This window comes from Mesorhizobium sp. M1328 (assembly GCF_040318075.1).
In the GTDB taxonomy this organism is placed as follows: domain Bacteria; phylum Pseudomonadota; class Alphaproteobacteria; order Rhizobiales; family Rhizobiaceae; genus Mesorhizobium.
Genome location: NZ_JAMYLO010000006.1, coordinates 134,005 through 145,937 on the forward strand (window position 1 = coordinate 134,005; position 11,933 = coordinate 145,937).

Sequence of the window (11,933 nt, forward strand, 5' to 3'; positions counted from 1 at the left end):
CTTTGAAACGCCACATTGAACGGCTAGAGTCATGTTGGCATTCTCGCCGGGGGAGTTTCCATGTTCCGTTACGTCCTGACCGCAGCGCTGGCGCTCTCGGCTACGCCCGCACTCGCCAATGATTCGGTCGCCGAGCTCGGCACCGGTGGGCTGATCTTGTCGCGCAGCGATGCGGTGGCGATGGAAAGCGAGGATCTCTACATCTCGCCGGAAAAGGTGGCGGTCGATTACGTCTTCCGCAACAACACCGACAAGGATGTCGATGCGATCGTCGCCTTTCCGATGCCCGACATCGAAGGCGACCCCGAAGAAATACCGGCAATTCCGGAGGCGCAGAGCGACAATTTCCTTGGCTTCGAAGTGACGATCGACGGGGTGCCGGCAAAGCCGCAGCTCGAGCAGAAGGTGTTCGCACTCGGCATCGATATCGGTGCTGACCTGAAGGCGCAGGGCGTGCCGTTCTATCCGTTCGGCGATGCGGCCAAGGCCGCGCTGGCAAAGCTGCCGCAAGCGGTCGCCGACGACTGGGTCAATCGCGGCATCATCATCGAGGACACCGCCGACGACGGTTCGGGCATGAAGACCGTCTACACGCCGTTTTGGCAATTGCGCTCAACCTATTGGTGGCGCTCGACCTTTCCGGCCAACAAGGCTGTCCATGTCTCGCATCGCTACAAGCCGAGCGTCGGCGGCACCTCCTCGGTCAGCTTCTTCTATGACGGCCAGTTCCAGGGCCAGTATGCCGCCTACAAGACCCGCTACTGCATGGATGGCACGTTCGAGAACGCCGTGCGCAAGGCAGCCAAGGACGATCCCGACGGCTACCCCAAATATTTCGAGAACCGCATCGCCTATATCCTGACCACGGGCGGCAACTGGGCGTCGGGAAACATCGGCACGTTCAAGCTGACCGTCGACAAGGGCGATCCGAAGAACCTGGTCTCGTTTTGCGGCGAAAACGTCAGGAAGGTCGGACCGACGACGTTCGAGATGAAGGCGCAGAACTTCTACCCCGAGCACGACATCGACATATTGCTGCTGGAGCCATCCGATGGCGGGAACGGCGGCTGATGGACCTCGCGATTTATGTAGCCATCGCCGAGAATGGCGTGATCGGGCGCGAGGGTGGGTTGCCGTGGCGGCTTTCCACCGATCTCAAGCGGTTCAAGGCCGATACAATGGGCAAGCCCATCATCATGGGCCGCAAGACCTATGAAGGCATCGGCCGGCCATTGCCGGGCAGGCTCAACATCGTGGTGACGCGGGACAGGGCCTGGCGCGCCGAGGGCGTCGAAGTCGCGCACTCGATCGAGGACGCGATCGCGCTGGCGACGGTGCGCGGGCGCTGCATGGCCGGCGCGGACGAGATCTGCGTCATCGGCGGCGGCGAGATCTACGCTCAGGCGCTGCCGTTGGCCGATCGGCTGCACGTCACCCATGTGCTGGCCGCGGTCGACGGCGACGCCCATTTCCCGCCGATCGACCCGGCGCTGTGGCGGATCGTCCGCTCGCAGGAGGTGGAGGCTGGCCAAAAGGACAGCCATGCGACACGCTATTCGGTTTACGAGCGGCGCCGCGACGTGAATTGAAGACGACAAAGCGTCGCGACAGGTCTAAATGGACCCAAAGGCGGACTGTGACGGCAGCCGATCGCGTTGAAAGCGTGCCGTTGCATACCTATAGAAGAATAATATTGGATTTTGCGCCGGCGAGCCGGCGCTTGAGGGAATTCCAAGCGAAAGGACATTCATGCCCTGGAACGACAAGAGCGGCGGCGGCGGCCCGTGGGGCGGCGGCAACAATCAGGGACCTTGGGGACAGGGACCCAAGGGACCCAGCGGCCCGCAGGGCTCGCCTCCCGATCTCGAGGATATCATCCGGCGCGGGCAGGATAGGTTGCGGCGCGCGCTGCCGGGCGGCGGTGGCGCGAGCCCGGCCGTGTTCGGGCTGATTGCTGCGGCGCTGGTGGTGCTATGGGCGTTCAAGGCGGTCTACACCGTGCAGCCCGACGAAGTTGCGGTGGAGCTCAGGTTCGGCAAGCCGAAGGCGGAACTCTCGCAGCCTGGCCTGCATTTCCATTGGTGGCCTATTGAAACGGTCGAGACCGCCAACATCGCCGAGCAGCTTGTCAGCATCGGTGGCGGCAGCACCAGCGGCAATGGTCTGATGCTTTCCGGCGATCAGAACATCGTCAACGTGCAATTCTCTGTGGCCTATCAGGTTTCCGACCCGAAGGCCTATCTGTTCGACGTGTCCGACCCGGGCGGCATGCTGCAGCAGGTCGCCGAAAGCGCGATGCGTGAAGCGGTCGGCCGGCGCCCGGCGCAGGACATTTTCCGCGACGACCGGCAAGGCATTGCGGCGTCGGTGCGTGAGATCATCCAGACGACGCTGGACGGCTACAAGGCCGGCCTCAACGTCAATGCCATTTCGATCGAGGACGCCGCGCCGCCGCGCGAGGTGGCAGACGCGTTCGACGAGGTGCAGCGCGCCGAACAGGACGAGGACAAGTTCGTCGAGCAGGCCAATCAGTATTCCAACCAGAAGCTCGGCCAGGCGCGCGGCGCGGCCGCGCAGATCCGCGAAGACGCGGCCGCCTACAAGAACCGGGTCGTGCAGGAGGCCGAAGGCGAGGCGCAGCGCTTCATCTCGGTCTATGACGAATATGCCAAGGCGCCGGAAGTGACGCGCAAGCGGCTTTACCTGGAAACGATGGAGAGGGTGCTGAAGGATTCGAGCAAGGTCATTGTCGAGCAAGGCAACGGGCAAGGGGTCGTTCCCTACCTGCCGCTGCCGGCATTGCAGCAGAAGGCGCCGGCACCGGCCACCGGAGGAAACCAGTGATGGCCAACCGTCTTCCCGTCATTGCGGTCATCGCCGCGGTCATCCTGTTCCTGCTCTATTCGTCGGTCTTCGTCGTCAATGCGCGCCAGCAGGCGCTGGTGCTCAGGTTCGGCGAAATCGTCGACGTCAAGAACCAGCCGGGCATCTATTTCAAGGCTCCATTCTCCTTCTTCGATGCCGACACCGTGCAGCTGATCGAAAACAGGGTCCTGCGCTTCGACCTCGACAATATCCGTGTCCAGGTTTCGGGCGGCAAGTTCTATGAGGTCGATGCCTTTATCGCCTATCGTATCTCGGATCCGCGCGTATTCCGCGCCGCGGTCTCCGGCCAGATCGAACTGGCCGAGGCCCGGCTTAGGACGCGTCTCGACGCCGCCTTGCGCCGCGTCTACGGCCTGCGCGACTTCGAAGCGGCACTTTCGGAAGAGCGCGCCGTAATGATGCGCGAGGTGCGCGATCAGCTGAGGCCCGATGCCACCTCGCTTGGCCTGCAGATCGAGGATGTCCGCATCCGCCGCACCGATCTCACGGCCGAAGTCTCGCAGCAGACCTTCGACCGCATGAAGGCCGAACGTCTCGCCGAAGCCGAGCGGCTGAGGGCGCGAGGCAATGAGGCAGCGCAGCGGATCAGGGCTCGCGCCGACCGCGAAGTGGTGGAAATCGTCGCGGAAGCGCAAAAAGAGTCTGAAATCCTGCGCGGTGAAGGTGAAGCCCAGCGCAGTGCCACGTTTGCCGCGGCCTATCAGCGCGATCCGGCCTTCTTCGATTTCTATCGGTCGATGAATGCCTATGGCACTGCGCTGAACAGCACCGGAACGACGATGGTGCTGTCGCCGAATTCCGAGTTCTTCCGCTTCTTCCGCGACCCGGACAGCAAGGAAACGCCTGCGGCACCGGCACCACCGCCAGCGCCGGCCGCTCCCGCCGCGCCAGCGGCACAGCCGGGCACCGGCCAGTAGGGCCGGTGCAGGGGAAGCCGGCGTAACGGAGGATTTATCCTCTGGCGGTAGCCGTAGCCGCAAACGTGCCTTATTTCTTGCCAACATGACGCGACGCGGCGTTTTTGCCGAAGCGCTTTTTTAGAACACCCGGAGGCCTTTCGATGACATCCACCACCCTTCTGCGTGCAGCGAGGCGGACGTTCATTGCCGGGGCCGCTGCGCTTCTGGTCGGCGCCGTTGCCGTTCCGTCTTTCGTGACGCCGACAGTGGCAGCCGACGGGCCGCCCTCGGTTGCCGATCTCGCCGCCGGGCTGCTCGGCGCGGTGGTCAACATCTCGACTTCGCAGACGGTGAAGGGCACTGAGGGGCCGGGCGCGGTGCCGATGCCGCAGCTTCCAGAAGGCTCACCCTTCCAGGACTTCTTCGACGATTTCTTCAAGAACCGTGGCGGCGACAAGGGCGGCGGCGGACAAAAGGTGCAGTCGCTGGGCTCCGGCTTTGTGGTCGACGCCGAGCAGGGCATCGTGGTGACCAACAACCACGTCATAGCCGATGCCGACGACATCGAGGTGAATTTCTCCGACGGGGTGACGCTCAAGGCGACGCTGGTCGGCACCGATACCAAGACCGACGTCGCGGTGCTGAAGGTCGATCCGAAAGGGCACAAGCTGACAGCGGTGAAGTTCGGCGATTCCAATACGATGCGTGTCGGCGACTGGGTGATGGCGATCGGCAATCCGTTCGGTCTCGGCGGCACGGTGACGGTCGGCATCGTCTCGGCGCGCAATCGCGACATCAATTCCGGCCCGTATGACGACTTCATCCAGACCGATGCCGCGATCAACCGCGGCAATTCCGGTGGACCGCTGTTCAACAGCAGCGGCGAGGTCATCGGCATCAACACGGCAATCATCTCGCCGTCGGGCGGCTCGATCGGCATCGGCTTCTCGATCCCGTCGCAGCTTGCCTCGGGCGTCGTCGACCAGCTTCGCCAGTTCGGCGAGACGCGGCGCGGCTGGCTCGGTGTGCGCATCCAGCCGGTGACCGACGACATTGCCGAAAGCCTGGGCATGGCGACCGCCAAGGGCGCGCTGGTTGCCGGCGTCATCAAGGGCGGGCCGGTCGACAACGGCACAATCCAGGCCGGCGACGTGATCATCAAGTTCGACGGCAAGGACATCCATGAGATGCGCGACCTGCCACGCGTCGTGGCGGAGAGCCCGGTCGGCAAGGCGGTCGACGTGATCATCGTGCGCAAAGGGGTCGAGCAGACCGTCAAGGTGACGCTCGGCCGGCTCGAGGACGGCGAGAAGCTTGCCAGCGGTGGTGAAAACGGCAACACCGACCAGGACGATGCCGACAAGGCGCCTGCGGTTTCGACGGCTGCCGTGCTCGGCATGACGATCGGCGAGCTCAACGACGAGACGCGCACGAAATTCGGCATCGCCGCCGACATCTCCGGCGTCGTCGTGACCGACGTCTCAAAGGATTCGGCAGCGGCCGAACGCGGCATCCAGCCGGGCGAGGTGATCACCGAGATCGCGCAGGAATCGGTCGCGACGCCCAAGGACGTCATGGATCGGATCGGCGCGCTGAAGGAGCAAGGGCGCAAGAACGCGCTTTTGATGCTGGCGTCGAAGACCGGCGAGCTGAGGTTTGTGACAATCCGGATGGATTGAGTCCAGAAGAGCCTGCAACACTCTGATCTTGAAAAGAAAAAGGGCGGCTAGCGGGCCGCCTTTTTCTTGCTTGCCAGTCCGTGCGTGACAGCCTGTAGAAGACATGTCGCCTGAGTGCGGTGTGGCTGTCCGGAACGCCGGGATGGTCGAAATCGGAGGCCGGGTCGGCGGTCATGCGCAGGCGCTCCATGACGGCAGTGGACCGGCTGTTATCCTTGACTGCGAAGGACACGATTTCGTCGAGGCCAAGTCTTTCAAAGCCATAGGTGAGCCAGGCTTCGGCTGCTTCGGTGACATAGCCGCGGCCCCAGAATTCTGGTGCCAACCGCCAGCCAATCTCGATCGTGCCGGGCGGCAGGAATGGCAAATGATCGGTTCCGGTTATGCCGACGAAGCCGATGCATTCACCTGTGGCTGCGATCTCAGCGGCCGCGAAGCCGAAGTCGGTGCGATCGATAGCCGCGCGCAACTCCCCCATCTTAGCGTCAGCCTGGGCGCGGTCGCGGCGAAACGGAAAGAATTCCATGACGCGCTCGTCGGAATTGATGCGATGGAAGAGCTCGCGGTCACGATCTTCCCAGTTGCGCAGGATCAGGCGCTCGGTGCGGATCGGCGTCATTCGACAAATTCTTCCCAGCGATAACCCTGCAGATAAAGCAAGGCGGTGAGGTCGCCGTGGTCGATGCGGATCTTTGCCTCAGCCGCCACGGCCGGCTTGGCGTGCAAGGCGACGCCGATGCCGGCAAGACGGATCATGTCGAGATCGTTGGCGCCGTCACCGACGGCAATGGCATCGGCAGGCGTCAGGCGGAGGCGGGCGGAAATCTCGATAAGGGCTTCGGCCTTGGCGGCGCGGCCGAGGATTGGCTCGGCGACCAAGCCGGTGAAGCGGCGATCCTGCTCGATCAGGCGGTTGGCGCGATTTTCGTGAAAGCCGAGCAATGCTGCGACGCGGGTGGTGAAGATGTCGAAACCACCGGAGATCAGCGCTGTCCAGGCGCCGCTGGCCGCCATTGTCTGGACGAGCGTGCGGCCGCCGGAGGCCAGCGTCAGGCGATTGTCGATGATGCGGTCGATGATTGCGGCATCAAGACCCTTGAGCAGCGCCACGCGCTCGCGCAAGGCCGGCTCGAATGCGATCTCGCCGTTCATCGATCGCGCGGTGATGGCGGCGACGCGATCCTTGACGCCGATCTCGTCGGCAAGCTCGTCGATGCATTCCTGGTCGATCATCGTCGAATCCATGTCGGCGATCAGGATCTTCTTGCGCCTGTTCTCAGCTCGCTGGACGGCCACGTCGATCGGTTCGGAAGCAAGTGCGGCATGCAGGCGCGCCGTCATTTCGGAAGCTTCGGCGGTCTCCGGCAAATCGAGCTCGCAGGCGATGCCTTCGGCCAGCCAGCGAACAGCGCTTGCGCCGACCGCCCGCGAGGCCATATTCGCTAGCGTCGGCGTCAATGCTTGGCCGGCGGGATGGGATAGAAGCGTGGCGATCAGCGGCATCGAAAATTCCAGCGGACAGGCGGGCGAAGGGCGCGTGAAGAACGCGATCCTGATAGCCGGGCCGACCGCCAGCGGCAAGTCGACGCTCGCACTCGACCTCGCCGAGCGCAATGGCGGTGTCATTGTCAACACCGATTCCATGCAAGGCTATTCGGTGCTCGACGTGCTGACGGCGCGGCCTGGTCCTGCCGAACTCGCCCGCGTCCCCCACTGTCTTTATGGACACGTCGATCCGTCCACCGCCTATTCCACGGGCGCCTGGTTGCGTGATGTCACGAAGCTGATCGACGACGGCACGCTTTCGGAGCGGCAGGTGATTTTCGTTGGAGGTACCGGGCTTTATTTCCGGGCGCTCACGGAAGGTATCTCGGAGATGCCCGACATTCCGAAATCGATCCGTGATCGCTGGCGCTACGAGCTCCAGGAACAGGGCGCGGTGAGATTGCACCGCATCCTGTTGCGCGAGGATTCTGCGGCCGGCATGATGCTGAGGTCGACGGATGGCCAGCGCATCGTGCGGGCGCTGGAGGTGCTCGACGCGTCGGGCCGTTCCATCCTGGACTGGCAGGGCGCGCGTGGCCGGCCGTTGATCGACAGGAGCAGCGCGCGCTTTTTCGTCATCGAGCCGGAGCGAGCGGCACTGGTGGAGCGAATCGATGCCCGCTTCGATCGCATGCTGGACAAGGGGGCACTGGACGAGGTGAAACAGCTTTCAGCGCTCGGCCTCGATCCCGACCTGCCGGCGATGAAAGCAATTGGTGTTCGCGAGCTTCAGGCCGCGCTGGCCGGCGCCATCAGTTTTCCCGAGGCTATCGAGCGCGCGAAAATCGCGACGCGGCAATATGCCAAACGGCAGGCTACCTGGTTCAGGCACCAATTGGGCCCGGAATGGCAGAGATTGCGTCCTGGTGAGGGGATCGACTCGATGCTCTCACCCCCTCCTTCGAGCGCAACCTGAAAAGCCGACACCGAGGGGACATTTCGCGTTGAAGTTGTCCAGGTTAACTGTCCGTAAGCTCCCGCATGCCATAAAATCGATGGGAACTTTCCAACGGGGAGCAGATGCGTTTCCACAAGGCGGAATCAGCCTTTTTCGTCTTTATTTTTGTGATCCTGGCCGCCGGCCTGGTGACGCTTTACGCCTATGGGCTCCTGCAAACCCTGGCCGCCGACATTCGCAATACGCCTTCGGAACTCGATGAAATCGTCTATCTCAACAAGCTGCTGTTTGCGACCGGCGTGCTGCTGGCGACCGCGCTGTTCTTCGGCATTTTCTTCATTTATCCGCTGATCCGAAAGCAGGCGACGGAAGAAGGCAAGCTGCGCGCCATGACTGTTTCGCTCAGCGCGCGCTCGGAGACGCTGGAGCATGCGGCGCTCACCGACAGCCTCACCGGCATGCAGAACCGGCGCTACTTCGACGATGCGCTGAAGGAATATCTCGAAGAGTTCCGCCGCATCGAGAAACCAGTCGGGCTGATGATCCTCGACCTCGACCATTTCAAACAGGTCAACGACAGCCACGGCCACGATGTCGGCGACGAGGTGTTGCGGGCCGTCGCCAACTGTCTCAAGGACATGACACGCTATCACGACGTGGTGGCGCGCCTGGGCGGCGAGGAGTTCGCGGTGGTCACGCCCAATATGGACGCCGAGCTGCTATCCAAATTCGCCGAGCGCATCCGCAAGGCGATCGCCAACATGTCGGTGCTGACAGGCAATGTCCGACTGAAGATCACCACCAGCGTCGGGCTTGCCGTCTGGGACCGCAAGGAAACCGCCGAGGAGTTCTATCGCCGCGCTGACCGCCAGCTCTATGAGGCAAAGAGGCAAGGGCGCAACCGCGTCTGCGCCTGAAATCCCGTCATTGAATTCGATGCTGGCCGTCTGGTATCGTTTTCTGCGTTTCCGGTGCACGCAGACCGATGTCACCCAGTCAAGCTGAGATGCTGCCTTTGCGGGGCTTGCCGGGAATAGAGGTGTTCCGTGACTATATCCGATCTCTCCGATCTTTACCGGGGCTATATTGCGTGCCTGAACAAGCAGGATTGGCCAAATCTGGGGCGGTTTGTTCATGATGAAGTGACCCACAACGGTCGCAAGCTCGGATTGTCCGGCTATCTCGAAATGTTGGTGAGAGACTTCGACGAAATTCCGGACCTTTACTTCGACATTCAGCTATTGGTTGCCGATCCGCCTTATATAGCGAGCCGGCTAAGCTTCGACTGCGCGCCAAGGGGAACGTTCCTTGGGCTCGATGTAAGCGGGAAGAGAATTTCGTTTGCCGAGAACGTATTCTATGAGTTTCAGAGAGAGAAAATTCGCCAGGTGTGGTCAGTCATAGACAAGGCAGCCATCGAAGCTCAGCTTTGATATCTGCGGCCGCACCGATGAGGTCTGCCTAACAGTCGCCCGACTCATTCGTTTTGCGGACGTAGCCCGAAGGTCGCCGGCTTGAGGCCGTAGCGTAGGTCGAAATCGTCGCTCCGCTGGGTGCGTGCGGCTGGCGGTTTGCGATAGTCCGAATCGCCGGCCTGCCGGCCCGAATCGACGACTTCCGCGAACGGCATTGCCTGTTGTGATTTCGGCACGTTGCGCAGCCGTTCGACGATCGCCACGAGGTCGACCTCGTCGCCGGTTTCGGACGGCAAGGCGTCCTCGCGCTTGGCCGTGCCGGGGATCAAATCCTCGGAGAGCTTTTCAAACTTCATCCGCATCGTCGTCGCCACGCCTTCCCCGAAGGCGATGGCCTCGCGCTGGCCCATGGAAGACAGGAACGCCAGCGTCGAAGCCGAGGAATCGGCGATCGCCGACCGGATGATCGCCTGGTCCTGCTCGTTGGCGAGCCGCATGGCAAAGAACGTCGAGCACTGCGACAGGATGGTCGGGTCGAGCTCGCCCGGGCGCTGGGTGACGACGCCGAGATAGCAGCCATATTTGCGGCCTTCCTTGGCGATGCGCGACAGCGCGTGCCGCGTCGGCGCGAAACCGAGGCGCGGATCGGCCGGCATATAGCGATGCGCTTCTTCGCACAGGAAGAGCAGCCGCAGGCGGCCTTCGCTCCACAATGCCAGGTCGAAGGCCAGCCGCGCCAGCACCGAGCATACGGAATTGACCACCTCGGACGGCATGCCGGCCATTTCGAAGCAGGTCACAGGGCGGCCGTGATGCGGCACGCGGAAGATGTTGCCGATCGTCTCGTGGATGGTGTCCTCGATCAGGCGCGAGTTGAACATGAAACGGTAGCGCGGATCGGATGCCGCCGATTCGATACGTGTCTTCAGTGACCTGAGGGTGGGGCGATCGTTCTTGCTTTCCAGCAATCCCATGCGCTCGTCGACCAGCTTGATGAGGTCGGCAATGCGATAGGGCACCGGCGCGTCGGCGGTCAGCGCGTCGGTGCTGCGCCGTAGATAGCTGCCGGAGTTCGGATTGCGGTAGAGGTTCTTGGCCGCGGGAATGAGATCGCGCAAGGCGTCGACCTCTTCCGGGACCGTCTCGCGGCCGCGAAACAGCACCTCGGCAAATTCCTCGAGCTTGAACATCCAGAAGGGCAGGTCGAGCGTCGTCGAATCGACCCTGACGCAATATTCAGGCAACGACGCGGCGAACTCGTTGTGTGGATCGAGGATGAGCACGCGCAGGTCGGGCCGGGCGACGATCGACTTGCGCAAGAGCAGCGACACGGCGGTCGATTTGCCGACCCCGGTGGTGCCGACAATGGCGAAATGCCGCGCCAGCGTATCGTCGATGGCGATATTGGCGTCGATGGCCTCGTCCTGCGACAGCGTGCCGATGGTGATCGAATCACGACCGGCGAGATCGTAGACGGCCTGCAGATCGCGGCTGCGGATACGATGGGCAATGGCGCCGATATGCGGATAGGTCGTGATGCCACGGTCGAAGACCGGCTTCGCGCCGGGTTCGGCACCATCGCGCACCTCGCCGATCAATTCGATGCTGACCTCGATCGGATTCTGGCCCTCGCTGCTCCAGGCACGATCCAACTTGCCGATTTCGTAGACCAGGCCGACGGTTCGTGATGTGCCGAGATTGATCGAGATCATCTTGCCGACGCTCCACAGGCCGGTGACCGTGCCTTCGATATCGTCGGCATAGGCGCTGATGGTGGCGCGCGCGCCGTCGCATTGCACGACATTGCCTAGAATCCGCTTGTCGTTCTGCTCCGCCCTGCGGCGCTCCAGCAAAGTCGGTTCTCCAATGGAGGCTTCGCGTTCAACGAGCATGGACAGGCCGATCCCCTTTTCCCAAGCGATGAGCCTAGGCGAACGGGGTTAAGGTGGGATGAGGCCGGATGGTTTAGCGGACATTAAGGAGTTTGCGAAAACTGGACGAAACGGCCGTTGCTCCGTAGAAAAATTTCGATATATTGGATTAATGGATGATATAGCGAACGATATTTCCTCGACCATCGGCAGAAGAATACATGCCGAAAGGGTGGCTCGCAGCTGGTCCCTGGCTGAATTGGCGGAGCGGTCCGATGTCTCGAAAGCCATGCTGAGCACGATAGAGCGCGGCATGACGAGCCCGACGGCGGCACTTCTTGTACGCATTGCGGCCGCCTTCGGCATGACGCTTTCCACTTTGATAGCAAGGGCGGAATTGCAAGGCGGTGGCCTGCTTCGCGAACGTGACCAGCCGGTCTGGCGCGATCCGGCTACGGGCTATGTGCGGCGGCACCTTTCGCCGGTCTCCGACATGCCGCTCGAACTGATCCGGATCCAGTTGCCGGCGGGCGCCAAGGTAAGTTTCCCGGCGGCGTCCTATGCCTTCATCAGGCAACAGATATGGCTGATCTCCGGGCGGCTGGAATTCACCGAGGGCGACATCGTTCACAGGCTCGAACCCGGCGACTGCCTGGCGCTCGGCGCGCCATCCGATTGCGTCTTTCACGCTCCGGGGCCGGACGCCGCCGACTATCTGGTTGCGTTGGCCAGGAGCTGAG

11 protein-coding genes and 1 pseudogene are annotated in these 11,933 nt (G+C 62.6%); 9 read left to right on the plus strand and 3 right to left on the minus strand.

Annotated features, from left to right (window positions below; all coding sequences use genetic code 11):
• Positions 1–60 precede the first annotated feature (60 nt).
• From NKH23_RS14650 to NKH23_RS14670, 5 genes are all read left to right on the plus strand, one after another.
• Positions 61–1,071 carry a DUF4424 domain-containing protein gene (locus tag NKH23_RS14650; RefSeq protein ID WP_352912804.1) on the plus strand — a complete coding sequence of 337 codons (1,011 nt, stop codon included), beginning with the start codon at positions 61–63 and terminating at the stop codon, positions 1,069–1,071.
• Complete coding sequence (locus tag NKH23_RS14655; RefSeq protein WP_352912805.1) at positions 1,071–1,589, plus strand: dihydrofolate reductase; 519 nt, start codon at positions 1,071–1,073, stop codon at positions 1,587–1,589. Before NKH23_RS14650 ends, NKH23_RS14655 begins: the two co-directional genes overlap by 1 nt.
• 160 nt (positions 1,590–1,749) lie before the next feature.
• The gene (hflK, locus tag NKH23_RS14660; RefSeq protein ID WP_292664363.1) at positions 1,750–2,844 is read left to right on the plus strand and encodes an FtsH protease activity modulator HflK; all 1,095 of its coding nucleotides are present in this window, start codon (positions 1,750–1,752) and stop codon (positions 2,842–2,844) included.
• Positions 2,844–3,803, plus strand: coding sequence for a protease modulator HflC (gene hflC / locus NKH23_RS14665; RefSeq protein WP_352718976.1), 960 nt, complete (start codon positions 2,844–2,846; stop codon positions 3,801–3,803). The genes hflK and hflC overlap by 1 nt, the downstream gene beginning before the upstream one ends.
• A 143-nt stretch (positions 3,804–3,946) precedes the next feature.
• On the plus strand, positions 3,947–5,464 hold the full coding sequence (locus tag NKH23_RS14670; protein WP_352912806.1) for a DegQ family serine endoprotease: 1,518 nt from the start codon (positions 3,947–3,949) through the stop codon (positions 5,462–5,464).
• Positions 5,465–5,522: 58 nt separating this feature from the next.
• Here the strand turns inward: NKH23_RS14670 and NKH23_RS14675 are convergent.
• Both NKH23_RS14675 and serB read right to left on the minus strand, forming a co-directional pair.
• Positions 5,523–6,083: pseudogene (locus NKH23_RS14675) on the minus strand (GNAT family N-acetyltransferase); the annotation flags it as partial.
• Positions 6,080–6,967, minus strand: a complete 888-nt coding sequence (gene serB, locus NKH23_RS14680) for a phosphoserine phosphatase SerB (protein WP_352912807.1) — start codon at positions 6,965–6,967, stop codon at positions 6,080–6,082. The gene serB and the pseudogene NKH23_RS14675, both read right to left, overlap by 4 nt.
• On the opposite strand from serB, the gene miaA reads away from it, so the two are divergent.
• From miaA to NKH23_RS14695, 3 genes are all read left to right on the plus strand, one after another.
• Positions 6,957–7,925, plus strand: a complete 969-nt coding sequence (gene miaA / locus NKH23_RS14685; protein ID WP_352978669.1) for a tRNA (adenosine(37)-N6)-dimethylallyltransferase MiaA — start codon at positions 6,957–6,959, stop codon at positions 7,923–7,925. The genes serB and miaA overlap by 11 nt on opposite strands.
• A 104-nt stretch (positions 7,926–8,029) precedes the next feature.
• A complete protein-coding gene (locus tag NKH23_RS14690; RefSeq protein ID WP_352912808.1) occupies positions 8,030–8,824 on the plus strand; it encodes a GGDEF domain-containing protein in 795 nt (264 codons plus the stop codon).
• Positions 8,825–8,953: 129 nt separating this feature from the next.
• On the plus strand, positions 8,954–9,340 hold the full coding sequence (locus NKH23_RS14695) for an ester cyclase (protein WP_352912809.1): 387 nt from the start codon (positions 8,954–8,956) through the stop codon (positions 9,338–9,340).
• Between the two features lie 44 nt (positions 9,341–9,384).
• Here NKH23_RS14695 and NKH23_RS14700 read toward each other — a convergent pair whose 3' ends face one another.
• Complete coding sequence (locus tag NKH23_RS14700) at positions 9,385–11,214, minus strand: ATP-binding protein (protein WP_352978570.1); 1,830 nt, start codon at positions 11,212–11,214, stop codon at positions 9,385–9,387.
• A 151-nt stretch (positions 11,215–11,365) separates the two neighbouring features.
• Here NKH23_RS14700 and NKH23_RS14705 point away from each other — a divergent pair, with 151 nt between their 5' ends.
• Complete coding sequence (locus NKH23_RS14705) at positions 11,366–11,932, plus strand: helix-turn-helix domain-containing protein (RefSeq protein ID WP_352718970.1); 567 nt, start codon at positions 11,366–11,368, stop codon at positions 11,930–11,932.
• The last annotated feature ends 1 nt before the right edge of the window (position 11,933 follow it).

Excerpts from the sequence above, each read along its gene's own strand:
- serB (WP_352912807.1), bottom strand. The coding sequence starts at position 6,967 with ATGCCGCTGATCGCCACGCTTCTATCCCATCCCGCCGGCCAAGCATTG.
- hflK (WP_292664363.1), top strand. The coding sequence starts at position 1,750 with ATGCCCTGGAACGACAAGAGCGGCGGCGGCGGCCCGTGGGGCGGCGGC.
- NKH23_RS14650 (WP_352912804.1), top strand. The coding sequence starts at position 61 with ATGTTCCGTTACGTCCTGACCGCAGCGCTGGCGCTCTCGGCTACGCCC.
- NKH23_RS14670 (WP_352912806.1), top strand. The coding sequence starts at position 3,947 with ATGACATCCACCACCCTTCTGCGTGCAGCGAGGCGGACGTTCATTGCC.
- NKH23_RS14690 (WP_352912808.1), top strand. The coding sequence starts at position 8,030 with ATGCGTTTCCACAAGGCGGAATCAGCCTTTTTCGTCTTTATTTTTGTG.
- hflC (WP_352718976.1), top strand. The coding sequence starts at position 2,844 with ATGGCCAACCGTCTTCCCGTCATTGCGGTCATCGCCGCGGTCATCCTG.
- NKH23_RS14700 (WP_352978570.1), bottom strand. The coding sequence starts at position 11,214 with ATGCTCGTTGAACGCGAAGCCTCCATTGGAGAACCGACTTTGCTGGAG.
- NKH23_RS14655 (WP_352912805.1), top strand. The coding sequence starts at position 1,071 with ATGGACCTCGCGATTTATGTAGCCATCGCCGAGAATGGCGTGATCGGG.
- NKH23_RS14705 (WP_352718970.1), top strand. The coding sequence starts at position 11,366 with ATGGATGATATAGCGAACGATATTTCCTCGACCATCGGCAGAAGAATA.